At 70.0% G+C, this 21973-nt stretch carries 22 protein-coding genes; 2 read left to right on the top strand and 20 right to left on the bottom strand.

Annotated elements, in window-relative coordinates:
- The 12 genes from ACIQU4_RS30545 to ACIQU4_RS30490 form a co-directional block, all read right to left on the bottom strand.
- The gene (locus tag ACIQU4_RS30545) at nt 1–2841 is read right to left on the bottom strand and encodes a DEAD/DEAH box helicase (RefSeq protein ID WP_403737438.1); all 2841 of its coding nucleotides are present in this window, start codon (nt 2839–2841) and stop codon (nt 1–3) included.
- A gap of 80 nt (nt 2842–2921) precedes the next feature.
- Nucleotides 2922–3827: a diacylglycerol kinase gene (locus ACIQU4_RS30540; RefSeq protein ID WP_403737435.1), complete on the bottom strand. Its 906-nt coding sequence runs from the start codon at nt 3825–3827 to the stop codon at nt 2922–2924.
- Between the two features lie 16 nt (nt 3828–3843).
- Nucleotides 3844–4809, bottom strand: coding sequence for a twin-arginine translocase subunit TatC (gene tatC / locus ACIQU4_RS30535; RefSeq protein WP_403737432.1), 966 nt, complete (start codon nt 4807–4809; stop codon nt 3844–3846).
- A gap of 73 nt (nt 4810–4882) precedes the next feature.
- A complete protein-coding gene (gene tatA, locus ACIQU4_RS30530; protein WP_403737429.1) occupies nt 4883–5179 on the bottom strand; it encodes a Sec-independent protein translocase subunit TatA in 297 nt (98 codons plus the stop codon).
- Between the two features lie 214 nt (nt 5180–5393).
- Nucleotides 5394–5594 carry a hypothetical protein gene (locus tag ACIQU4_RS30525; RefSeq protein ID WP_030157206.1) on the bottom strand — a complete coding sequence of 67 codons (201 nt, stop codon included), beginning with the start codon at nt 5592–5594 and terminating at the stop codon, nt 5394–5396.
- 26 nt (nt 5595–5620) lie between these two features.
- The gene (locus tag ACIQU4_RS30520; protein WP_403737426.1) at nt 5621–5869 is read right to left on the bottom strand and encodes a hypothetical protein; all 249 of its coding nucleotides are present in this window, start codon (nt 5867–5869) and stop codon (nt 5621–5623) included.
- A 133-nt stretch (nt 5870–6002) separates the two neighbouring features.
- Nucleotides 6003–6971, bottom strand: coding sequence for a helix-turn-helix transcriptional regulator (locus ACIQU4_RS30515; RefSeq protein ID WP_403737423.1), 969 nt, complete (start codon nt 6969–6971; stop codon nt 6003–6005).
- Nucleotides 6972–7083: 112 nt separating this feature from the next.
- The gene (locus tag ACIQU4_RS30510) at nt 7084–8040 is read right to left on the bottom strand and encodes a helix-turn-helix transcriptional regulator (RefSeq protein ID WP_403737421.1); all 957 of its coding nucleotides are present in this window, start codon (nt 8038–8040) and stop codon (nt 7084–7086) included.
- A 154-nt stretch (nt 8041–8194) separates the two neighbouring features.
- Nucleotides 8195–8572: an FKBP-type peptidyl-prolyl cis-trans isomerase gene (locus ACIQU4_RS30505; protein ID WP_403737418.1), complete on the bottom strand. Its 378-nt coding sequence runs from the start codon at nt 8570–8572 to the stop codon at nt 8195–8197.
- Between the two features lie 42 nt (nt 8573–8614).
- Nucleotides 8615–9553 carry an FKBP-type peptidyl-prolyl cis-trans isomerase gene (locus ACIQU4_RS30500; protein ID WP_403737415.1) on the bottom strand — a complete coding sequence of 313 codons (939 nt, stop codon included), beginning with the start codon at nt 9551–9553 and terminating at the stop codon, nt 8615–8617.
- Nucleotides 9554–9657: 104 nt separating this feature from the next.
- Nucleotides 9658–11019 (bottom strand): Pup--protein ligase, encoded by a 1362-nt coding sequence (gene pafA / locus ACIQU4_RS30495; protein ID WP_030157196.1) that lies wholly within the window; start codon nt 11017–11019, stop codon nt 9658–9660.
- Nucleotides 11020–11077: 58 nt separating this feature from the next.
- The gene (locus ACIQU4_RS30490) at nt 11078–12364 is read right to left on the bottom strand and encodes an MFS transporter (protein WP_403737410.1); all 1287 of its coding nucleotides are present in this window, start codon (nt 12362–12364) and stop codon (nt 11078–11080) included.
- Nucleotides 12365–12478: 114 nt separating this feature from the next.
- Here ACIQU4_RS30490 and ACIQU4_RS30485 point away from each other — a divergent pair, with 114 nt between their 5' ends.
- Nucleotides 12479–13474 (top strand): LacI family DNA-binding transcriptional regulator, encoded by a 996-nt coding sequence (locus ACIQU4_RS30485; protein ID WP_403737407.1) that lies wholly within the window; start codon nt 12479–12481, stop codon nt 13472–13474.
- Between the two features lie 52 nt (nt 13475–13526).
- Here the strand turns inward: ACIQU4_RS30485 and prcA are convergent, their stop codons facing one another.
- From prcA to arc, 6 genes are all read right to left on the bottom strand, one after another.
- Nucleotides 13527–14294, bottom strand: coding sequence for a proteasome subunit alpha (gene prcA / locus ACIQU4_RS30480; RefSeq protein ID WP_385588426.1), 768 nt, complete (start codon nt 14292–14294; stop codon nt 13527–13529).
- 46 nt (nt 14295–14340) lie between these two features.
- Nucleotides 14341–15180 carry a proteasome subunit beta gene (gene prcB / locus ACIQU4_RS30475; protein WP_403737403.1) on the bottom strand — a complete coding sequence of 280 codons (840 nt, stop codon included), beginning with the start codon at nt 15178–15180 and terminating at the stop codon, nt 14341–14343.
- A complete protein-coding gene (locus tag ACIQU4_RS30470) occupies nt 15161–15355 on the bottom strand; it encodes an endonuclease VII domain-containing protein (RefSeq protein ID WP_403737676.1) in 195 nt (64 codons plus the stop codon). The genes prcB and ACIQU4_RS30470 overlap by 20 nt, the downstream gene beginning before the upstream one ends.
- Nucleotides 15356–15747: 392 nt before the next feature.
- Nucleotides 15748–15960 carry a ubiquitin-like protein Pup gene (locus tag ACIQU4_RS30465; RefSeq protein ID WP_030016348.1) on the bottom strand — a complete coding sequence of 71 codons (213 nt, stop codon included), beginning with the start codon at nt 15958–15960 and terminating at the stop codon, nt 15748–15750.
- A 170-nt stretch (nt 15961–16130) separates the two neighbouring features.
- Complete coding sequence (gene dop / locus ACIQU4_RS30460; protein WP_403737400.1) at nt 16131–17642, bottom strand: depupylase/deamidase Dop; 1512 nt, start codon at nt 17640–17642, stop codon at nt 16131–16133.
- Nucleotides 17643–17890: 248 nt separating this feature from the next.
- Complete coding sequence (gene arc / locus ACIQU4_RS30455) at nt 17891–19657, bottom strand: proteasome ATPase (RefSeq protein WP_403737397.1); 1767 nt, start codon at nt 19655–19657, stop codon at nt 17891–17893.
- A gap of 264 nt (nt 19658–19921) precedes the next feature.
- Here arc and ACIQU4_RS30450 point away from each other — a divergent pair, with 264 nt between their 5' ends.
- Nucleotides 19922–20242, top strand: a complete 321-nt coding sequence (locus ACIQU4_RS30450; protein ID WP_403737395.1) for a ferredoxin — start codon at nt 19922–19924, stop codon at nt 20240–20242.
- A gap of 4 nt (nt 20243–20246) precedes the next feature.
- On the opposite strand, the gene ACIQU4_RS30445 is transcribed toward ACIQU4_RS30450, so the two are convergent.
- Together ACIQU4_RS30445 and ACIQU4_RS30440 are read right to left on the bottom strand one after the other, a co-directional pair.
- Nucleotides 20247–20849: a hypothetical protein gene (locus ACIQU4_RS30445; protein ID WP_403737393.1), complete on the bottom strand. Its 603-nt coding sequence runs from the start codon at nt 20847–20849 to the stop codon at nt 20247–20249.
- A gap of 211 nt (nt 20850–21060) precedes the next feature.
- Nucleotides 21061–21957, bottom strand: a complete 897-nt coding sequence (locus ACIQU4_RS30440) for a tRNA (adenine-N1)-methyltransferase (protein ID WP_403737390.1) — start codon at nt 21955–21957, stop codon at nt 21061–21063.
- Nucleotides 21958–21973: the final 16 nt, after the last annotated feature.

Below are 21973 nucleotides of genomic sequence, written 5' to 3'. Positions count from 1 at the left end.
CTAGCCGACCGAGCTGTAGGCCACCACCCCGCGCAGCAGCGCGTCGACGGCCTTGCGGGCGTTGCGGGCCACCGTGCTCCCGCTGTCACCGGACGCCGAGGGAGCCGCCGCCGCGATCTGCCCCAGCACGTCGATGACCTGCTTGCACCAGCGCACGAAGTCGCCGGCCGGCATCTCCGCCTCCCGCAGCACCTCGTCCAGGCCCTTGTCGGAGGCCCACTGGTAGGCCGCCCACGCGAAGCCCAGGTCCGGCTCGCGCTGGCCCACGCCCTCCGCCTGGTTGATGCGGTGCTCCTCCTCCAGCGCGTCGAGCCGGCCCCAGATCCGGACCATCTCGCCCAGCGCCGCCTTCGCCGCACCGCCCGGCACCTTCGGCGCCACCGCGTCGTCGGACTGCCGCGCCTCGAACACCAACGCCGAGACGCAGGCGGCCAGTTCCGCCGGGGACAGCCCCTCCCAGACGCCCTCGCGCAGGCACTCCGACGCCAGCAGGTCGAGCTCCCCGTACAGCCGGGCGAGCCGCTTGCCGTTCACGGTGACCTCGTCCTCGCGCAGGTAGTCCAGCTCGGTGAGCAGCGCGTGGATCCGGTCGAAGGTGCGGGCGATCGTGTTCGTCCGGCCCTCGATGCGCCGCTCCAGCTGCTGGGTGTCCCGCTTGAGGCGGTGGTAGCGCTCGGCCCAGCGGGCGTGGTCCTCGCGCTCGTCGCAGCCGTGGCAGGGGTGCGCCCGCAGCTCGGCGCGCAGCCGCGCGATCTCGCGGTCGTCGGCCGCCGCGGCCCGGCCGTGCCCGCGCCGCTCCGGCGCGATGTGCCCGGCCTTGGCCCGCAGTTGGGACGCCAGGTCCCGACGGGACTGCGGCGAGCGCGCGTTGAACGTCTTGGGGATCCGCATCCGCTCGATGGCCTCGACCGGGACCGGGAAGTCGATCGCTGCGAGCCGCTTGACCTGCCGCTCCGCCGTCAGCACCAGCGGCCGCGGGCCCTCGGCGTACTCGTACCCCCGGTGCCCGTTGACCCGCCCGGCCGGCACGCCCGGGTCCAGGACCAGCGCGAGCCCGGCGAACTTGCCGGTCGGCACGTGGATGATGTCGCCCGGCTTGAGCTTCTCCAGCGAACTGGCCGCCTGCACCCGCCGCTGGGTCGCGCCCTGCTTGGCCAGGTCCGTCTCGCGGTCCTTGAGGTCGCGGCGCAGCTGCGCGTACTCCTCGAAGTTCCCGAGGTGGCAGGTCATGCCCTCCCGGTAGCCCTCCAGGCCCTCCTCGTTGCGCTGCACCTGCCGGGAGATCCCGACGACCGAGCGGTCGGCCTGGAACTGCGCGAACGAGGTCTCCAGCAGCTCGCGCGAGCGGTGCCGCCCGAACTGCTGGACCAGGTTCACGGCCATGTTGTACGACGGCTTGAAGCTGGAGCGCAGCGGATACGTACGGGTGCCGGCGAGCCCGGCGAGCCCCGCCGGGTCCATGCCCCGCTGCCACAGCACCACGGCGTGGCCCTCGACGTCGATGCCGCGCCGCCCGGCCCGGCCGGTGAGCTGCGTGTACTCGCCGGGGGTGATGTCGGCGTGCTGCTCGCCGTTCCACTTGACCAGCTTCTCCAGGATCACCGTGCGCGCGGGCATGTTGATGCCCAGCGCCAGGGTCTCGGTGGCGAAGACGGCCTTGACCAGGCCGCGGACGAACAGCTCCTCCACGACCTCCTTGAAGGTGGGCAGCATGCCGGCGTGGTGCGCGGCGATGCCCCGTTCCAGGCCTTCGAGCCACTCGTAGTACCCCAGGACGTGCAGGTCCTCGGTGGGGATGGAGGCGGTCCGCTCCTCGACGATCTCGCGGACCTTGAGGCGGGCCGTGTCGTCGTTGAGCCGCAGGCCCGCGAACAGGCACTGCTGGACGGCGGCCTCGCAGCCGGCCCGGCTGAAGATGAAGTTGATGGCGGGCAGCAGCCCGTCGCCGTCGAGGCGGGCGATGACCTCGGGGCGGCTCGGGGTCCAGATCCGGCCGCGGGAGCGCCGCTCGCGCTCGCGGTCGGCCTCGCGGACCATCTTGCCGCGCCGCCGGTCCTTCGGGCTGTACGTGCGGGTGTTCTCCTCGCGCGCCATGCGCAGCAGATCGGGGTTGACCTCGCGGCGCGCGGAGCCGCGGCCTCCGTGGTCGGACTCCTCCTCGAAGAGGTCGTAGATCCGGCGGCCGGCCATGACGTGCTGCCACAGCGGGACGGGCCGCTCCTCGGAGACGATCACCTCGGTGTCGCCGCGCACGGTGTCGAGCCAGTCGCCGAACTCCTCGGCGTTGGACACCGTGGCCGACAGGGACACCAGCGTGACCGACTCGGGGAGGTGGATGATCACTTCCTCCCAGACGGCTCCGCGGAACCGGTCGGAGAGGTAGTGCACCTCGTCCATCACGACGTAGCCGAGGCCGCGCAGCGACTGCGAGCCCGCGTACAGCATGTTGCGGAGCACCTCGGTGGTCATCACGACCACGGGCGCCTCGGAGTTGACGCTGTTGTCACCGGTCAGCAGGCCCACCTTGTCGGCGCCGTAGCGCTTGACGAGGTCGGCGTACTTCTGGTTCGACAGGGCCTTGATGGGCGTCGTGTAGAAGCACTTGCGGCCCTGGCCGAGGGCGAGGTGCACGGCGAACTCGCCGACGATCGTCTTGCCCGAGCCGGTCGGGGCGGCCACGAGGACGCCCTTGCCGGCCTCCAGTGCCTTGCAGGCGTCGACCTGGTACGCGTCCAGGTCGAATTCGTACATCTCGCGGAAGGGGGCCAGGGCAGAGGCCTCTTCGGCGGCGCGGATCCGGGCAGCGGCGTACCGCTCGGCGGGTGAGAGTTCTTCGGTCATCTTGCTGTCGAGCCTACCCGCCGCCCCTGACAACAGTCGCGATCATTTATACGGACCGCCGGGCCGCCGCCGGGACGGCGTTACGACAGCAGCCGCAGGGCCCCCGGCACGCAGTCGGCGGTCACCGGCAGCGCCCCCAGCGGCTCGCCGTCCGCGTAGGCGGTGATCCCGGCGGCCTCCAGCGTGATCTTCGCGGCCCGGTGGACGGTCACCTTCGGGTGACCGAGGTGCGTCCCCTTGTAGACCTGCGGAAAGACCGTGAGCAGGGTGGCCCGGCTGCAGTCGCCCACGACCACGACGTCGAAGAGCCCGTCGTCCGGGACGGCGTCCGCGCAGATGCGCATGCCGCCGCCGTACGAGGTCCCGTTGCCGACGGCCACCAGCGTGGCCTCGGTCTCGATCACCGGGCCGTCGTCGAGGGTGATCCGGTACGGGAACGGCCGGAAGGCGGCCAGCTCGGCGAGGATCGCCAGGTCGTACTTGAACCGGCCGGCCGGGAGCCGCATCCGGTTGCCGCGGTCGTTGACCCGCGAATCGAAGCCGGAGCACAGCACGGTCCCGTACCAGGTCTCCCGCTGGTCCGGGGTCCCCGCCACCCGCCCGAGGTCGATCTCGCGGATCCGGCCCTCCTTGAGCGCCTCGGCGGCCAGCCGCCCCGCCTGCGCGGGCTCCCGTACGGGCAGCCCCATGGCCCGCGCGAAGTCGTTCCCGGTCCCCACGGCGACCACCCCGAGCGGTACCAGCGTCCCGGCCAGCGCCTGCAGGGCCAGCGAGACCACGCCGTCGCCGCCCACGGCGATCACCGCTCCCGTGCCCTCCCGGACGGCGGTGCGCAGCCGGGCCAGCGCGTCCTCGGCGTCGGCGCCGAGGACCGTCCGTACGGAGAACCCGGCGGCCCGGAGCGCGGAAGCGGCCGGCTGCGCGGCGTGCGCGCCCCGGCCGCGTCCCGCGGTGGGATTGACGAGGAGGGTGATCTCAGCGCTCACCCCCGGAATGTACCTGTCAGGTCGCGTCGTCGTAACCGTTGATCTGCCTGCGGCCGCCGTCGGCCTGCTCGGGCAGGGCGGCCGGGGCCTGGACGGGCTCCATCTCACCGATCGGCGCGGGCGTCAGGTCCAGCTCGGACGCCTCGTCGTCGTCGAGCAGCGCGTCGGGGTTGCCGCGACGCCGCCTGCGGTCGTTGACCAGGCAGATCCCGAGGGCGATGAAGTAGAGGGCGATGATCGGCGCGGCCAGCGACATCATGGTCAGCGGGTCACCGGTGGGCGTGGCGAACGCGGCGAAGATCGTGATGCCCAGCACCATGGCCCGCCACCAGCTCGCCAGCCGCTTCGCGGTGAGGACCCCGGTGAAGTTCAGGAGGATCAGCAGCAGCGGCAGCTCGAACGCGAGGCCGAAGACGACGACCATGCGCGTGACCAGGTCGAGGTAGTCGTCGACCGGGAGCAGGTTGCGCGCGTTCTCGGGGGTGAATTCGAGGAGGATCTGCGCGGTCTTCGGCAGGAGCTTGTACGCGAGCACCGCACCGGCGCCGAACAGCGGAGCGCCGACGGCGACGAAGCCCGTCGCGTAGCGCTTCTCGTGGTTGTGCAGGCCGGGGGCGACGAAGGCCCAGAGCTGGTAGAGCCACACCGGCGCCGAGAGCACCACACCGGCGGTGAGCGAGACCTTGAGGGCGATCGAGAACGGGGCGATGAGGCCGTTCACGGTCATGTCGGCGCAGGGCCGGCCGTTGCGCTGTGAGACCACGCCGTTCGTGCAGCCGACGGAGTCCAGCATCGGCTTCAGCATGAAGTCGATGAGGTTCTTGTAGTAGAAGGCCGCCACCACAGTGATCACGAGGATCGCCAGGACCGACTTCAGCAGGCGGTTTCTCAGCTCACGCAGGTGCTCGACAAGAGGCATCCGCCCTTCGGCGTCCTTCTCCTGCTTGTCTTGCTTCTCCTGCTTGCGGGCAGACTTGAGCAACCCACGTCCCTTGTCTCGTTGCAGATGACCGGCATGATCGCGGCCGCGGACCGGCAGCCCGGCGGCCGGGCGATCAGCCCTGGGTGGTGTGGTTCGGCTCGTTGACCGGACGCGAGCTGGTCACGTCGCCGGGAGCGGCCTTGATGGTGCGCGGGGCGGCGGCCTGCTGCGGGGCCTGGTCGGCGACGGTCGCGGCGGTGGCGTTGTCCTCCGCGGCGCTCTCCGCCTTCATGGCCTTGGCCTCGCTCTTGAGGATGCGGGCCGACTTGCCGAGGGAGCGCGCCATGTCGGGGAGCTTCTTGGCACCGAACAGCAGGAAGACCACGGCGATGATCAGGAGGATCTCAAGAGGCTTCAGATTGCCGATCATGTCTGACTTCCTTCTCACCGGAACGGCTGGTTGTGGTGTCCGCGGCCCCGGACCTTGATCCGTGACCGCTCAGGCAAGGATCGTAACCCCCGGGGGTTAACGCCCGGCAATCCCCCGGGGTATCCCGCCTTGCGTGCGGCTGGGACCGACGGTACGGGTCCCGACCCGCACTTTCCAGAGACCTGCGCGTCACGATCCTGCGCTTTGTACCGGTTTACGGCCGGGCGGAGCCACCCGCACGCGCCAGATCGCCCGCCGCGCGCTCCAGGTCCCCGGAGGCGTCCGCGATCCGCCGGCTGGCCAGCTCGACCTGGCCGGACAGCCGCCGCACCTCCACGAAGACGCGCACCGCGAGGACGGCGAGGACGGCGAGCCCGAGGAAACCCAGGGCGATTGCGAGCATCGGCCACAGCATGGGTCGAGCCTAGGCCACCGGCCGCCTCAGACGCTGCGCAGGGTGCTCACGCCGCCACCGGTCAGCAGTTCCACGATGCGCTCACCGGCCGGCTTGCGTACGGAGGCCCCGCACGCGGGACAGGTGAACGAGTAGAACGTGGTGCGCCGGCTCCCGCCGATCACCAGTCGCAGCGCCCCCGCGTCCAGCTCGAAGCGGGCCCAGCAGTCGGAACAGGCCGCTTTGAAGGAGACCGGCGGCCCTGCGGCGGCCTGCACACCCCGTGGCCCGGACATTGGCGACATCGCTCGGCGCTCCCCTCAGACCGCCCGCTCGCGGACGGCGCAGCTCCCGTACGGCACGGCCCGTACCGCACGGCCCGCCGCTTCCCCTTGCCCTGCCCTCTGCGGTGTACGTGTCCCGCCCTGCTCAGTCCTGTTCCCCGTACCCGGCGAGCGCCTCCCGGGCCGCCTGCCGCGCGCTGTCGGCCAGCTCCACGGGTGCCACGATCCGGCCCTCGCGGCCCAGCCGCAGCGCCAGCCGGCGCAGCGAGGCCGGGTCCGGGCTGCGCAGCGTGATCCGCAGGCCGCCGTCGGACAGCTCCTCGGCGCTGTCGTGCGGGTAGTACTCGGCGACCCAGCGGCCGCCCGGCCCGACCTCGACCACGACCTCCGGGTCCTCGGCGGCCGGCTGCACGAGCCCCTCGGACAGGTCGCGCGGCTCGATGGCGGGCGGCTCGGCCCGCTCGTCCAGCAGCCGGATCTCGGCGACCCGGTCGAGGCGGAAGGTGCGCCGGGCCTCGGAGAGGTGGCACCAGCCCTCCATGTACGTGTGGCCCACCGCGAAGAGCCGGATCGGGTCGACCTTGCGCTCGGTCAGCTCGTCCCGGGCCGGCGAGTAGTAGCGCAGCCACAGCCGCCGGCGCTCCGCGATGGCCCGGTCGACGTCCGCGAAGACCCCGCCCTCCGCCTCGAAGGTCACCGACAGCCGGGAGCTGGCCCCGGCCGCCTCGCCGGCGGCCGCCTCCAGCTTCGCGGTGGCGCGCAGCAGCGCGTCCCGGTCGCTCTCGCGCAGCCCGGGCAGCGTGGCCACGGCGCGGGCGGCGACCAGCAGCGCGGTCGCCTCGTCGGCGGCCAGGCGCAGCGGCTCCGCGGTGGACTCCCCCGAGGCGTCGGGGTTGCGCCACCAGATGCGCTCCCCGTCGGTGTCGATGTCGAGCAGGTCCCCGCCGCGGAAGCTGGTCCCGCACATGGGCAGCACGTCGAGGTCCGAGATCAGCTCGTCCTCGGTGATCCCGAAGGCGCGGGCGACGTCGGCGACGTGCGCCCCGGGGCGCTCGCGCAGGTACGTCACCAAGGACAGCATCCGGCGGGTCTGGTCGATGGCGTTGGCAGCCATGCTGGTACGTCTCCCCCTCAGGGCACGTCGTGCGAACGGTGCGGTGGTGCGATCGGTGCGGCGGATCGGGCGGCGGCCGGGGCGGCTCGGGCCGTCCGGTCCGCCGGCGGCCTCAGCCCGCGGCCACGGCGCGCAGCCGGTCCACGACGTCGGCCCGCAGGTCGGCCGGGGCCATGACCACCACGTCCGGCCCGAACTCGACCAGCCAGGCGTCGAGCCCGTGCCCGTACGGGATCTCCAGCTCGTCCCAGCCGTCCCCGCCCTCGCGCACGGCGGTGGCCTTGGCCCGCAGCGGATACCCGGCCCCGGACCGCAGCCGGATCAGCGCGGAGCGGTCCGCGCTCTCCCCGGCCCAGCTCGCCACGGTCTCCCGTACGGTGACCACGTCCGGGACCTCGGCGGTGTACCTGGCCGCCCGGGAGCGGACCTTGCCGGTGATCCGGGAGAGCCTGAACACCCGCTCCGCCCCGCGGTCGCGGTCGTAGCCGGCCAGGTACCAGTGGCCGCGCCAGCACTCCAGCGCCCACGGCTCCACCTGCCGGGTCTCGGGGCGCGCGGCGGTGGACTTGCGGTAGTCGAAGACCACCGGCCGGCGGTCGCGGCAGGCCAGCATCAGCGGTTCGAAGGCCGCCTCGTGGACCGGGATGCGCGGCTCGATGGCGCTGTGCTGGCCCTCGTACGGATCCCCCGCCTCCGGCATCCCGCCCGCGCGCAGCTTCTGCAGGGCGCCGCTGGCGGCTCCGGCGAGGCGGGCCTGCTGCCAGACCTTGGCCGCGAGCCCCAGGGCGGCGGCCTCCTCGGCGTCGAGGGAGACGGGCGGCAGCCGGTTGCTGTCGCGGCGCGCGAGGTAGCCGGTCTCGCCCTCCAGGTTCTCCACCGTCTCGATGACCAGGCCGAGTTCACGCAGATCGTCCTTGTCCCGCTCGAACATGCGGTTGAACGACTCGTCGTTGCCGGCTTCCATGTACGCCTCGATGGAACCGCGCAGCTCCCGCTTGCTCAGCGGCCGACGGGTCCCCAGCAGACACAGCGCCAGATTCATCAGCCGCTCGGCCTTGGCAATCGCCATCGACGCCCTTCCGCCCTTCTCCGCCCACACGTTGCACCCACGGCACGCACGACACGTCCGTGACCGTTGACCGTACCGCCCCGGCGCGCCCCCGCAAAAGCGAGGGCCCCCGCCTGACAGGCGGGGGCCCCTTTACCGATCAGCGGTCGTCGAATCAGACGCCCATCAGGTCGCAGACGAAGATCAGCGTCTCGCCCGGCTTGATGGCGCCGCCGGCACCCTGGTCGCCGTATGCGAGGTGGGCGGGGATGACGAGCTTGCGCCGGCCGCCGACCTTCATGCCCTGGACACCCTGGTCCCAGCCCTTGATGACCTGGCCGATGCCCAGGATGAACTGCAGCGGGGCGCCGCGGTTCCAGGAGGCGTCGAACTCCTCGCCGGTCGAATAGGCCACGCCCACGTAGTGGACGGAGACCTTGTTGCCGGCCGTGGCCTCGGCGCCGTCGCCCTCCCAGATGTCCTCGATGACGAGGTCGGCCGGGACCGGGAAGTCGGGGAAGTCGATCTCGGGCTTCTCGAGCTGGTTGCTCACGGAACTGCTCCTCAAAACTGAATCAGGTCAACTCGGACAGTCTTACATCACGGCGAGGATGTCGAGGCTGAAGACCAGCGTCGAGTTGGCCGGGATGGTGCCCGTCTCCTTGTCGCCGAAGCCCTGGTCCGGCGGGATGACCAGCAGGATGCGGCTGCCGACCTTCTTGCCGGTCAGACCTTCCTTGAGACCCTTGACCGAGAGCTGGTCCATCGGCCAGGTCACCGTCTGGTCCGTGGCGTACGTGCTTTCGAAGGTCTTGTCGTCCTTCCACGTCTTGCCGTTGAACTTGACCACGACGCTGTCGGTGTCCTTGACGGCCGCGCCGTCGCCCTCCAGCACGTAGTTCGAGACCAGCTTCGCCGGCGGCGCGGTGTCCTTCGGAACGGTCACGGAGACTTCCTTGCCGTCCGTGTTCGTACCGATCTTCGGCAGGTCCTTGTTGTCCTGCGCGACCTCCTTGCCCGTGGCCGAGGCCGGGACGGAGGTGCCCTTGACGATGTCCACGACGAAGACCAGCGTGGCGTTCGGCTTGATCTTGTCGCCGGAACCCTTGTCGCCGTAACCCAGGTCCGGCGGGATCACCAGCTCCAGACGGCTGCCGACCTTCTTGCCCTCAAGACCCTGGTCCCAGCCCTTGATGACCATTCCGGCACCGACGGTCACCTCGAACGGCTTGCCCTTGCCGAAGCTCTGGTCGAACGGCTCCTTGCCGTCCCACACCTGGCCGTAGTAGTTGACCTGGGCGACATCGCCCTTCTTCAGCGCCGGGCCGTTGCCCTCGCTGACGGTCACCACCTTCAGCTCCTTCGGCGGGTCGCCCTTGCCCTTCGACAGGGTAGGGGTCTCACCGAACTTGGCACCCTTCGTGATCGCGGGCGCCCCGTTCTTCATCTCGGCGGAGTCGGAGCCGCTGTCGCCACAGGCTGCTGTCGACAGCAGCAGAAGGGGTACGACAAGCAGGCCGGCAAGTCGGCGCACGTGTTCCTCAGATCTCAGACGGCGGTGCGGTCGACGCCACTCTAAGGCGTGCGCAGGGCCCCGTACGAGATCCGTACGGGGCCCTGCGCGAGATCAGCGCGATCTCACATCCCGGCGATCAGCTTCTCCACCCGGTCGTCCACCGACCGGAACGGGTCCTTGCACAGCACGGTCCGCTGCGCCTGGTCGTTCAGCTTGAGATGCACCCAGTCGACCGTGAAGTCCCGCCGCTGCTCCTGCGCCCGGCGGATGAAATCCCCGCGCAGCCGCGCCCGCGTGGTCTGCGGGGGCACCGACTTGCCCTCGAAGATCTTGAGGTCGTTGCAGATCCGCGCCGCCTGCCCCTTGCGCTCCAGCAGGTAGTACAGCCCGCGCCGGCGGTGGATGTCGTGGTACGCGAGGTCTATCTGGGCCACGCGCGGGTTCGACATGGTCATGCCGTGCTTGGCCCGGTACCGCTCGATCAGCTGGTACTTCATGACCCAGTCGATCTCGGTCCCGATCCGGTCCAGGTCCTCCGCGTCGATCGCGTCGAGGGTGCGGCCCCACAGCTCCAGCACCTGGTCCACCGTGCCGGTACGGATCCCCCGGCGCTCGGCGAAGTCCACGGCCTTGTCGTAGTACTCGCGCTGGATCTCCAGCGCCGAGGCCTCGCGACCGCTCGCCAGGCGCACCTTGCGCTGGCCCGTGATGTCGTGGCTGACCTCGCGGATCGCCCGGATCGGGTTCTCCAGGGTCAGGTCCCGCATCACCGTGCCCGCCTCGATCATGCGCAGCACCAGGTCGGTGGCCCCGACCTTGAGCAGCATGGTCGTCTCGGACATGTTCGAGTCCCCGACGATCACGTGCAGGCGGCGGTAGCGCTCGGCGTCCGCGTGCGGCTCGTCCCGGGTGTTGATGATCGGCCGGGACCGGGTCGTCGCGGAGCTGACGCCCTCCCAGATGTGCTCGGCCCGCTGGCTCACGCAGTAGACCGCGCCCCGGGGGGTCTGCAGCACCTTGCCCGCGCCGCAGATCAGCTGGCGCGTGACGAGGAACGGAATGAGGATGTCCGCCAGGCGGGAGAATTCCCCGTGCCGGGCCACCAGATAGTTCTCGTGGCAGCCGTACGAGTTGCCCGCCGAGTCGGTGTTGTTCTTGAAGAGATAGACGTCGCCCGCGATTCCCTCCTCGTGCAGGCGGCGTTCGGCATCGACGAGCAGACCTTCGAGAATGCGCTCGCCCGCCTTGTCGTGCGTGACGAGTTCCGTCACGTTGTCGCATTCGGGAGTTGCATATTCCGGATGCGAACCCACGTCGAGGTACAGGCGGGCGCCGTTCCGCAGGAAGACATTGCTGCTGCGGCCCCATGACACAACACGGCGGAAGAGGTAGCGCGCCACTTCGTCAGGAGACAGTCGGCGCTGTCCCCTGAACGTGCACGTGACGCCGTACTCGTTCTCCAGCCCGAAAATGCGGCGGTCCATGACTGAACATTACGCCTTCCGCACTGTTCTGAAACCGGGTTCGTGAACGCCGTTTCGATCAGTTCCCTGCGAGCCGCTCCGCCGGACCGCCCGACGGACCCCCGCCTGCGGCTCCGTCGGCGCCCTCGGCGGACCCCGACGGCGAACCCGCCACCGTCCGGGTCCGGCCGGGAGCGGCCAGGATCCGCTGAGTGGCCGTCAGCACCAGCAGCGCCGCCGCACCGGCGACGCTCGCCACGCCGAACCCGCTCGCCGTACCGCCCAGTTCCACCGCCGGGCCGGCCGCGGCCGTACCGATCGCCGCACCCACCCCGAAGAACGTCACCAGCCACGAGAACGCCTCCGTCACCGTCCCCGCCGGAGCGTGCCGGTCCACGACGATGAACGCACAAGCCAGCGCGGGCGCCAGGAACACACCCGCCAGCCCCGCCAGCGCCGCCATCGGCAACGGGCCCGGGACCAGCATCAGCGGCAGGTAGCAGACCGCCAGCAACGCCACCAGCAGCCGCAGCCGCCGCTCCGGCGCGCCCGCCCACTGCCGGGCGCCGTACGCCACCCCGCCGACCAGCGCGCCCAGACCCAGCGCCGCCATCAGCCAGCCGTACACCGCCCGGTTCCCGTGGTCGTCGGCGTACGCCACGCCCGCCACCGTGATCGAACCCAGCGCCGTGCCCACGAAGAAGAACGAACCCAGCAGCGCCAGCAGCCCCGGCGAGCGCAGCGCGCCCAGCCAGTGCGCCTCGCGCGGCGCCGAACGCCACGTACGCGAAGGCTCCGACACCACGACGGACAGCGCGCCGAGCACACCGATCGCATTGATCACCAGCAGCGCGACCGCCGGGTCCCACAGCGCCACGCACAGCGTCACCAGCAGCGGACCGACCGTGAACATGACCTCTTGGGCCACCGCGTCCATCGCGTACGCGGCGTGCACCCGCTCCTCCTTGCCGCCGAGCACACCCGGCCACAGCGCCCGCAGCCCGCCCTCCAGCGGCGGCGTGAAGAGCCCCGCGACCACCACGGCGCCGTAAGCGGCCACCGGCGCCCCGGTACCCGCCACCGCCAGCCACACCATGCCCAGCGCGGACACCACCGCGGCCGGCAGCTGCACCCGCGGCTGCCCGAACAGGTCGACGGCCCGCCCCAGCAGCGGCTGGCCCACCGCGTTGGCCAGCCCGTACACGGCCGCCAGCGCGCCCGCCAGGCTGTAGCTGCCGCCCTCGGCCCGGGTGAACAGCACGATCGCGATCGGCCCGGTGCCGTTCGGCAGCCGGCCTACGAGCGTGCCCACCAGCAGCCTCGCGGCGTGCCGGGTCCTGAGCAGCTCCGCGTATCCCGCGGCCATGACGGCCCCCTTCTGCCCGGCTCCAGCCGGGGTAATACGTATAACGTGACCCGTCATACGTACCATGGCCACACCACAGGGGTCCACCCGAACGACCGCGACCAGGAGCAGAGTGTGACGAGACCCACCAGCCGCGACGTGGCCACCGCCGCCGGAGTCTCACAAGCCACCGTCTCCCTCGTCCTCGGCGACAAATGGCGCGGCCGCGTCTCCGAACGCACCGCCGGCCTCGTCCGCGAAGCCGCCACCACCCTCGGCTACCGCCCCAACCTCGCCGCCCGCAACCTCCGCCTCGGCTCCACCCGCACCGCCCTCCTCGTCGTCCCCGCCCTCACCAACGAGTTCTTCGCCCGCGTCTACACCGGCGCCGCCCGCATCGCCGCCGAACACGGCTTCGGCGTCGTCCTCTACCCCTCCCCCGACGGCACCGGCCCCGCCCGCGACCCCTTCGCCTCCGCCCGCGCCGCCCTCGACGGAGTCATCGCCTCCTCCATGGCCGCCCACGCCCTCGACGCCATCGGCGACGCCGAACTCCCCCTCGTCATGCTCGACAGCGACCCCACCGCCCGACGCGCCGCCGCCCACGTCAACCTCGCCATGGCCGACGGCATGCGCCAGATCACCGAACACCTCCTCGCACTCGGCCACCGCCGCATCCTCCACCTCGCCTCCGCCGTCGACTCCTGGACCTTCCACGTCCGCGCCGAAGCCCTGGCCACCCAGCTGCCGCCCCACGCCGAGCTGCGCACCGTACGGGCCCCCCTCACCGTCACCGACGCCCGTACGGCCATGGAGGCGGCCCTCGCGGCCCCCGAGGGCCGGCCCACCGCCGTCGTCTGCGACGACGACATCCTCGCCGCCGGCACCTGCAAGGCCGCCCGGCGCCTCGGCCTGCGCATCCCCGAGGACCTCTCCGTCACCGGCTTCGACGACCTCGCCCTCGCCACCGCCGTCGAACCCGAGCTCACCACCGTCCACCTCCCCGCCGAACGCGTCGGCGAACAGGGCATGACCGCCCTCCTCGCCGTCCTGGACGGCACCCCCTGGACCGCCCCCGACATCCCGGTCGACCTGATCGTCCGCGCCTCCACGGGCCCCGCCCCCGCCTGAAACACGAAGACGCCCCCGGCCAAAAGGCCGGGGGCGCCACTCGCGCGTCGATCTACTCCTCGGAATCGTCCTCGGGAGCCTCGTCGTTCGACACGGCATCGGCCTGCACGGCCGCCGTGACATCCGCCTCCAGCAGCCGCGACAGCTGCCGGCCCCGGATCCGCTTGAACTTCCGCTGCTGGGCCCGCGTCCGGTCCAGCACCGCGACCTCCAGCCGCTCGGCCGGAATCGTCTTGTCCGCACCGTTCGCCTGGCTGGAGAGCGCCTGCACCGCCAGCTTCAGCGCCTCGGACAGGGTCATCCCGTCCCGGTGACGCTGATCCAGGAACGTACTGATCTGCTCCGCGTTCCCGCCCACCGCGACCGAGCCGTGCTCGTCCACGATCGAACCGTCGTGCGGCAGCCGGTAGATCTGGTCACCCGCGGCCGTCGCACCGACCTCGGCCACGACCAGCTCCACCTCGTACGGCTTCTCACCGGCACTGGAGAAGATCGTGCCGAGCGTCTGCGCGTAGACGTTCGCCAGCCCACGGGCCGTCACATCGTCACGGTCGTAGGTGTATCCGCGCAGATCGGCGTAGCGCACGCCGCCGATCCGCAGGTTCTCGTACTCGTTGTACTTGCCGGCGGCCGCGAAGCCGATCCGGTCGTAGATCTCGCTGAACTTGTGCAGCGCGCGGGACGGGTTCTCGCCGACGAACACGATGCCGTCGGCGTACTGCAGCACGACAAGGCTGCGACCGCGGGCGATGCCCTTCCGGGCGTATTCCGCCCGGTCGGCCATGGCCTGCTGGGGTGACACATAGAACGGAGTCGACACCGGCTGTCCGTCCCTTTCTTCTGGGCTCCTACGGGGCGACGGATGGTCAGAGCAGGGCGGCGCGCGGGCCGTCGGGCTGCTCCAGCCGACGGTTGGTGACCGCACGGGCGAGCTCCTGCGACTCGTCGTCGGTCAGCCTGCGGAATCCCTCGTCCGTGATGACGGTGACGATCGGATAGATGTGGCGGTACAGGTCCGGGCCACCGGTCGCCGAATCGTCGTCGGCTGCGTCGTACAGCGCCTGCACGACGAGGGTGGTGGCCTGCCCCTCCGTCAGGTCGGGGCGGTACAGCTTCTTCATGGAGCCGCGAGCGAAGATGGAACCGGACCCGGTGGCGGCGTAGCCGTGCTCCTCGGAGCGGCCGCCGGTCACGTCGTAGGAGAAGATCCGGCCCTTCTCCTTGGCCTCGTCGTACCCGGCGAACAGAGGCACGACGGCCAGCCCCTGCATCGCCATGCCCAGATTGCTCCGGATCATGGTGGAGAGCCGGTTGGCCTTGCCCTCCAGGGAGAGGGTCGTCCCCTCCACCTTCTCGAAGTGCTCCAGCTCCAGCTGGAACAGCTTGACCATCTCCACGGCCAGGCCGGCCGTACCGGCGATGCCCACCGCGGAGTACTCGTCGGCCGGGAACACCTTCTCGATGTCCCGCTGCGCGATCATGTTCCCCATGGTCGCCCGCCGGTCACCGGCGAGCACGACCCCACCGGGGAAGGTGGCGGCCACGATGGTCGTCCCGTGCGGCGCCTCGACGACCCCCTCGGGCAGCTTCCGGTTCCCCGGCAGCATCTCGGGCGAATGCGCCCCGAGGAAGTCCATGAAGGACGAGGACCCCGGCGTCAGGAAGGCTGCCGGCAGCCGCCCCGTGCTACGAGTGTTGGCTTCCACGCGTTCCCTCCAGGTATTGGATGGCCCGACGGATATGGTCGGGGCTCTCCTTCAACAGGCCGAGGCCCATGTTGCAGTTGAGACAAAGTACGCCTCGGACCCTACCCGTCTCGTGGCAGTGATCCACATGCACGGCCGGATCGGTTAGGCAGATACAGCAGACGCCGCCCTGCATGGCGATCATCTCGTCACGCTCAGCCTCGGTGATTCCATAGGCTCGTTTCAGGTGCCCCGCCCGGTTCCCGATGGCACAACACGCCTTGCAGCGTGTAGCGAGACCGTCGGGAGCCGAGCTGTTGCGATGCCACTCGGGGTGCGGTCCTCACCGCACCCAAGGCAGTACTTGTGGCCCTCCGAGGCAGACGGCCTGGGCTGTCGGCCCATGGCCGCCTCGCGCTTCCGGTGAGACTCAGCGCCGCATTCCCGGCAGTGTCTCTGCAATCCGTCCAGATTGGTTCGCTTGGGAGCGAATTCCCGATGTGGCTTCCATTCACCGCACCGGGCACACCGCTTCACTCGCTCCCGCTCAACCCAACCCGCCGCCTTTGATTCGAAGGCTAAATGGGCTTACTGGCCACCTTTTTGCACGAAGGAGCGCACGAAATCCTCGGCGTTCTCCTCGAGCACATCATCGATTTCGTCGAGTACGGAGTCGACGTCGTCGGAGAGCTTTTCCTGGCGTTCCTTGAGGTCGGTCGATTCCTCGACCGCCGCCTCCTCGACCTCCTCGGTCGAGCGAGTCGCCTTCTGCTGTCCGCCGCCGGTGTCCTTGGTCGCCATGTCTACCTCACCCCGCTCGGTTCGCGCGCTCATGTCGAGAGACCCCGGGATCGGGATCTCTCAAGATCAGACCCTACGTCGGACCCTACAAGGAGGGCCCGGCATTCGTCCCCGCACTTTCATAACGTGCGGCTGACTTCATGATTCCCGGACCGGGGACTTTTCAGCCCTCAGTTCCCGCTGAGTACCCGCACCAGGTCCTCCGCCGTGCGGCAGCGGTCCAGGAGCTCCTTCACGTGCTTGCGGGTACCCCGCAGGGGTTCCAGCGTCGGGACCCGCTGGAGCGAGTCGCGGCCCGGCAGGTCGAAGATCACCGAGTCCCACGAGGCCGCGGCCACGTCGTCCGCGTACTGCTCCAGGCACCGGCCCCGGAAGTACGCCCGGGTGTCCTCCGGAGGCTTGCCCTGCGCGCGCTCCACCGCCGGCTCCTCCACCAGCCGCTTCATCTTGCCGCGGGCCACCAGCCGGTTGTACAGGCCCTTCTCGGGCCGTACGTCCGCGTACTGGAGGTCCACCAGGTGGAGCCGGGCGGCGTCCCAGCCGAGCCCGTCCCGCCTCTGGTAGCCCTCCAGGATCTCGCGCTTCGCGATCCAGTCCAGCTCCCCCGACAGGCTCATCGGGTCGCTCTCCAGCCGGCCCAGCACGTCCTCCCAGCGGGCCAGCACATCCTTGGTCTGCTCGTCCGCGTCGGAGCCGAAACGCTCGTCCACGTACTTCCTGGCCAGCTCGAAGTACTCCATCTGGAGTTGTACGGCGGTCAGCGTGCGGCCGCTGCGCAGCGTGATCAGGTGTCGCAGATCGGGGTCGTGGGAGACCTGGTGCAGGGTCCGCACGGGCTGGTCCACGGCCAGGTCGACGTTGATGAACGAGTCCTCGATCATCGAGAGGACGAGGGCTGTGGTGCCGAGCTTGAGGTACGTGGAGATCTCGGAGAGGTTGGCGTCGCCGATGATCACGTGCAGCCGGCGGTACTTCTCGGCGTCCGAGTGCGGCTCGTCGCGCGTGTTGATGATGGGCCGCTTGAGCGTCGTCTCCAGGCCGACCTCGACCTCGAAGTAGTCCGCGCGCTGGCTGATCTGGAAGCCGTGCTCGCGGCCGTCCTGGCCGATCCCCACGCGCCCCGCGCCGGTCACGACCTGGCGGGAGACGAAGAAGGGCGTCAGGTGGCGCACGATCTCCGAGAAGGGGGTCTCCCGCTTCATCAGGTAGTTCTCGTGCGTGCCGTAGGAGGCGCCCTTGTTGTCGGTGTTGTTCTTGTAGAGGTGGATGGGCTGGGCGCCGGGGAGCTGGGCGGCCCGTACGGCGGCCTCGGCCATGATCCGCTCGCCGGCCTTGTCCCAGAGGACGGCGTCGAGCGGGTTGGTGATCTCCGGGGAGCTGTACTCGGGGTGCGCGTGATCGACGTAGAGCCGTGCGCCGTTGGTGAGGATGACGTTGGCGAGGCCGATGTCCTCGTCGGTGAGCTGGCTGTTGTCGGCGGCCTCGCGGGCGAGGTCGAAGCCGCGGGCGTCCCGCAGCGGGTTCTCCTCCTCGAAGTCCCAGCGGGCGCGGCGCGCCCGGTGCATCGCCGCCGCGTAGGCGTTGACGATCTGGGACGAGGTGAGCATGGCATTGGCGTTCGGGTGCCCCGGGACGGAGATCCCGTACTCCGTCTCGATTCCCATTACTCGCCGTACGGTCATGCGGCCCTCCTTGCCCGGCGGCGCTCCCGTTCGGGAGCGACGCTCAAGTACCGCTGGTGCTCCGGTGCGTGTGCGGTGCCCGTCCCCGCACTGCGGATGAGGCGGTACGGAAGAGCCTAGAACCACTCCGCGCTGGTGGGGAGATCATTTCAGTCATTGACTTCACCCCGTCACCGGCTGAAAAGGACAGTCGGTAAAGCAGTCGGCTGCGGGTGCCCGGGTGGGGCATCCGCAGCCGCCCTGTTCGGTCAGAGGTACTGACCGGTGTTTGCCACGGTGTCGATGGAGCGTCCGGTGTCCGCGCCCTGCTTTCCGGTGACGAGGGTGCGGATGAATACGATCCGCTCGCCCTTCTTTCCGGAGATCCGGGCCCAGTCGTCCGGGTTGGTGGTGTTGGGCAGGTCCTCGTTCTCCTTGAACTCGTCCACGCAAGCCTGGAGGAGGTGGGAGACGCGCAGGCCCTTCTGGTTGTGTTCGAGGAAGGCCTTGATGGCCATCTTCTTGGCCCGGTCCACGATGTTCTGGATCATGGCTCCGGAGTTGAAGTCCTTGAAGTACAGGACTTCCTTGTCGCCGTTGGCGTACGTGACCTCGAGGAAGCGGTTCTCCTCGGTTTCGGCGTACATCTGCTCGACGACGGTCTGGATCATGCTGTGGACGGCGACCTCGGGCGAGCCGGAGTGCTCGGTGAGGTCGTCGCTGTGGAGCGGCAGCGAGGCCTTGAGGTACTTGGCGAAGATGTCCTTCGCGGCTTCGGCGTCGGGGCGCTCGATCTTGATCTTCACGTCGAGCCGGCCGGGGCGCAGGATGGCCGGGTCGATCATGTCCTCGCGGTTGGAGGCGCCGATCACGATGACGTTCTCCAGGCCCTCCACACCGTCGATCTCGGCGAGCAGCTGGGGGACGATGGTGTTCTCGACGTCCGAGCTGACTCCGGATCCGCGGGTGCGGAAGAGGGATTCCATCTCGTCGAAGAAGACGATGACGGGGGTGCCCTCGCTGGCCTTCTCGCGGGCACGCTGGAAGACGAGGCGGATGTGCCGCTCGGTCTCGCCGACGTACTTGTTGAGGAGTTCGGGGCCCTTGATGTTCAGGAAGTAGGACTTGCCCTGGGCCTGTCCGGTCACCTCGGCGACCTTCTTGGCAAGGGAGTTGGCCACTGCCTTGGCGATGAGCGTCTTGCCGCAGCCGGGAGGGCCGTAGAGCAGGATGCCCTTCGGGGGCCGCAGTTCGTGTTCCTTGAAGAGGTCGGGGTAGAGGTACGGGAGCTCGACCGCGTCGCGGATCAGCTCGATCTGGTCGCCCAGGCCGCCGATCTTGTCGTAGTCGATGTCCGGGACCTCTTCGAGGACCAGGTCCTCGACCTCGCTCTTGGGGACGACCTCGTAGACGTAGCCGGAGCGGGGTTCGAGCAGGAGGGCGTCGCCGGGGCGGATGGTGATGTCCAGGAGCGGCTCGGCGAGCCTCACCACCCTTTCCTCGTCGGTGTGCCCGACCACCAGGGCGCGCTCGCCGTCCTCGAGGATCTCCTTGAGGGTGACGATGTCCCCGGCCCGTTCGAACTCCATGGCCTCGACCACGTTGAGGGCCTCGTTGAGCATGACCTCCTGGCCGCGCCGGAGGTCTTCCGGTTCGACGCTGGGGCTGACGTTCACGCGGAGCTTTCGGCCGCCGGTGAAGATGTCGACGGTGCCGTCTTCGTTCGCCTGAAGGAAGACTCCGAAACCGGCCGGCGGCTGTGCGAGCCGGTCGACTTCCTCCTTGAGGGCGATGATCTGGTCGCGGGCCTCACGGAGCGTATTTGCCAGTCGCTCGTTTTGCGCGGAGACGCCGGCCAGGTTTGTCTGGAGCTCGACGATCCGCTCTTCGAGAATCCTCGTGTGTCGCGGAGAGTCGGCGAGCTTACGTCGCAGGACGGCGATTTCCTGCTCGAGATAGGCAACCTGGCCGGCGGGGTCCTCAGACCCTCGCCCCGGCCGGATGCCGCGGTTGATGTCGTCGTCGTGGGCTGCCACGGTCCTCACCTCCTCCAAGGGGAGCTGGACGCTTCCTGACCCTACCTGGGCTGGTGGTGATTGAAACCCCTAGATCACAAAGACGGTAGAGGTGTGTCCGATCTTCACCCTTGCGTACTCCCTCACGCCAAGGAAATACCCACCCATCAACATCGGAAAGCGGCCGGTTGTAAGGTCGAAGTGTTCAACACCCGTCAGGGCTCGCGCGACTTGCCGCGGCTCGTGGCGGAAACGGATCACTGAGCGCAGGGAACGGCAGGAGATATGACCGTGCAGCAGGAGGCTTCCACGGGGGGTGCCGGGCAGGCCGGCGAGCCGCTCGAGGTCTGGATCGACCAGGACCTGTGCACCGGTGACGGGATCTGTGTGCAGTACGCGCCGGAGGTGTTCGAGCTGGACATCGATGGTCTGGCGTACGTGAAGAGCCCTGGGGACGAGCTTCTGGTGGAGGCGGGGGCGACGACTCCGGTTCCTCTGACGCTGCTGCAGGACGTGGTGGACTCGGCGAAGGAGTGCCCGGGTGACTGCATCCACGTAAGGCGCGTTTCGGACAGGGTCGAGGTATTCGGTCCGGACGCGCAGTGACGGTTCAAACACTCCTGGCGTCTGAGTTCGTCAGCTCCTGGCGGAATTTTCCGCCGCTCCAGCGCCACTTGGCGAGCTGTTTCACGTCGGGGCTGTAGCGGGGCACCTGGGGCGAGGAGTACCCGATGAGGCTGGCGGTGACGACTCCGTCGCGGACGGTGAGCTCGGTGGCGGTCTGCCTCTTACCGGCCTCCAGCAAGGTGGCCACGACCCTCGGCGTCGCGCCGGGGGTCTTGTCCTGGGCGAGTACGTAGATCGCGTGGGGCGGGGTGCCGGATCCGGCGTCGCAGCGTACGGCGGCCACGGTCTCGGGGCGCCCGTCTCCGTCGAGGTCGCCCTGGGCGGTGGCCGTGACGGCCGTCGGGAGGCCCTTGCAGTCCAGCGGGTACGTGACCGCGGCCGGGTCGGGGGCGGCGGCCTGCGGGCCGCTCGCGGGGGCCGTGGAGGCAGCTGCGTGGCCGGTGGCGGCCGCGTCCGGCTGGAGGAGTCCCGCGGCGGCTATGACGGCGGCCATGGCGGTGGCCGTGGCGAGCCAGTGGAGGGGCCTGGCGCTGCCGTGGCCCAGGAATTCCGGTGTCGGCGTCAGCTCGGCGGGGCGGTGCGGCACGCGGGGTGTCTCCTGTGCGAAGGGTGACGGGGAGCCAGCATCGTGCCACACCTCACACCGGGGCGGAACGGCCGGGTCCGTGTCGGCTGGGGCCGGTATGGGGGGCACCTGGTGGGACAACGAAAAGGCGCTGTGGCGCAGTTCCCGGTTCGTCCGGGGAACTGCGCCACAGCGCCTTGGTGTTGGGTCGGCCGGGCGGCCTCGCCGCCGTCTAGGCGGAGCGGTCGCTGCCGGGGCCGTCGTAGTCCTCGCCGTAGGCGCCCTTGGCGGGACGGCGGCGGCGCATCGGGGGCTCGACCCCGTCGGCGAGGCGGCGGGCGGTGACGAGGAAGCCGGTGTGTCCGATCATCCGGTGGTCCGGGCGGACGGCCAGGCCCTCGACGTGCCAGTTGCGGATCATCGATTCCCAGGGCTGCGGCTCGGCGAAGCAGCCGATCTCGCGGATGGACTCGACCGTCTTGGAGAGCTGGGTGGTGGTGGCCACGTAGCAGCACAGGATGCCGCCGGGGACCAGCGCCTTGGAGACGGCCTCCAGGCACTCCCAGGGGGCGAGCATGTCGAGGATGACGCGGTCGACGTCGGTGTCGGACAGGTTGTCCTGGAGGTCGCCGACGGTCAGCTGCCACGCGGGGTGCGAGCCGCCGAAGTAGCGCTCGACGTTCGCGGTGGCGATCTCGGCGAAGTCCGCGCGGCGCTCGTAGCTGTGGAGCATGCCCTGGTCGCCGATGGCGCGCAGCAGGAAGCTGCTCAGGGAGCCGGATCCCACCCCCGCTTCCACGACGCGGGCGCCGGGGAAGATGTCGGCGAAGGCCAGGATCTGGCCGGCGTCCTTGGGGTAGACCACGGCGGCGCCGCGGGGCATGGACAGGACATAGTCGGGGAGCAGGGGACGCAGCGCGAGGTAGGCGACGTTGCCCGTGGTACGGACGACGCTTCCTTCGGGGGAGCCGATCAGCTCGTCGTGCGGGAAGGAACCCTTGTGGGTGTGGAAATTCTTCCCGGCTTCGAGCGTGAACGTGTAGTGGCGGCCCTTGGGGTCGGTGAGCTGAACCTGGTCCCCGACCTCGAAGGGCCCGCGTCGGCGGGCGGCACCGGTCGGTTCGGACATGTGACCAGTGTATTGG

It is taken from the genome of Streptomyces sp. NPDC090741, from assembly GCF_044769045.1.
GTDB lineage: Bacteria > Actinomycetota > Actinomycetes > Streptomycetales > Streptomycetaceae > Streptomyces.
This window is presented reverse-complemented; position numbering and strand designations above follow the sequence as displayed.

Bases quoted from the DNA above. Each gene is read 5' to 3' on its own strand.
- ACIQU4_RS30545 (WP_403737438.1), bottom strand. From the start codon at position 2,841: ATGACCGAAGAACTCTCACCCGCCGAGCGGTACGCCGCTGCCCGGATC.
- tatA (WP_403737429.1), bottom strand. From the start codon at position 5,179: ATGATCGGCAATCTGAAGCCTCTTGAGATCCTCCTGATCATCGCCGTG.
- ACIQU4_RS30525 (WP_030157206.1), bottom strand. From the start codon at position 5,594: ATGCTGTGGCCGATGCTCGCAATCGCCCTGGGTTTCCTCGGGCTCGCC.
- ACIQU4_RS30520 (WP_403737426.1), bottom strand. From the start codon at position 5,869: ATGTCCGGGCCACGGGGTGTGCAGGCCGCCGCAGGGCCGCCGGTCTCC.
- ACIQU4_RS30515 (WP_403737423.1), bottom strand. From the start codon at position 6,971: ATGGCTGCCAACGCCATCGACCAGACCCGCCGGATGCTGTCCTTGGTG.
- ACIQU4_RS30510 (WP_403737421.1), bottom strand. From the start codon at position 8,040: ATGGCGATTGCCAAGGCCGAGCGGCTGATGAATCTGGCGCTGTGTCTG.
- pafA (WP_030157196.1), bottom strand. From the start codon at position 11,019: ATGGACCGCCGCATTTTCGGGCTGGAGAACGAGTACGGCGTCACGTGC.
- ACIQU4_RS30490 (WP_403737410.1), bottom strand. From the start codon at position 12,364: ATGGCCGCGGGATACGCGGAGCTGCTCAGGACCCGGCACGCCGCGAGG.
- ACIQU4_RS30470 (WP_403737676.1), bottom strand. From the start codon at position 15,355: ATGCAGGGCGGCGTCTGCTGTATCTGCCTAACCGATCCGGCCGTGCAT.
- ACIQU4_RS30465 (WP_030016348.1), bottom strand. From the start codon at position 15,960: ATGGCGACCAAGGACACCGGCGGCGGACAGCAGAAGGCGACTCGCTCG.
- dop (WP_403737400.1), bottom strand. From the start codon at position 17,642: ATGACCGTACGGCGAGTAATGGGAATCGAGACGGAGTACGGGATCTCC.
- ACIQU4_RS30450 (WP_403737395.1), top strand. From the start codon at position 19,922: ATGACCGTGCAGCAGGAGGCTTCCACGGGGGGTGCCGGGCAGGCCGGC.
- ACIQU4_RS30440 (WP_403737390.1), bottom strand. From the start codon at position 21,957: ATGTCCGAACCGACCGGTGCCGCCCGCCGACGCGGGCCCTTCGAGGTC.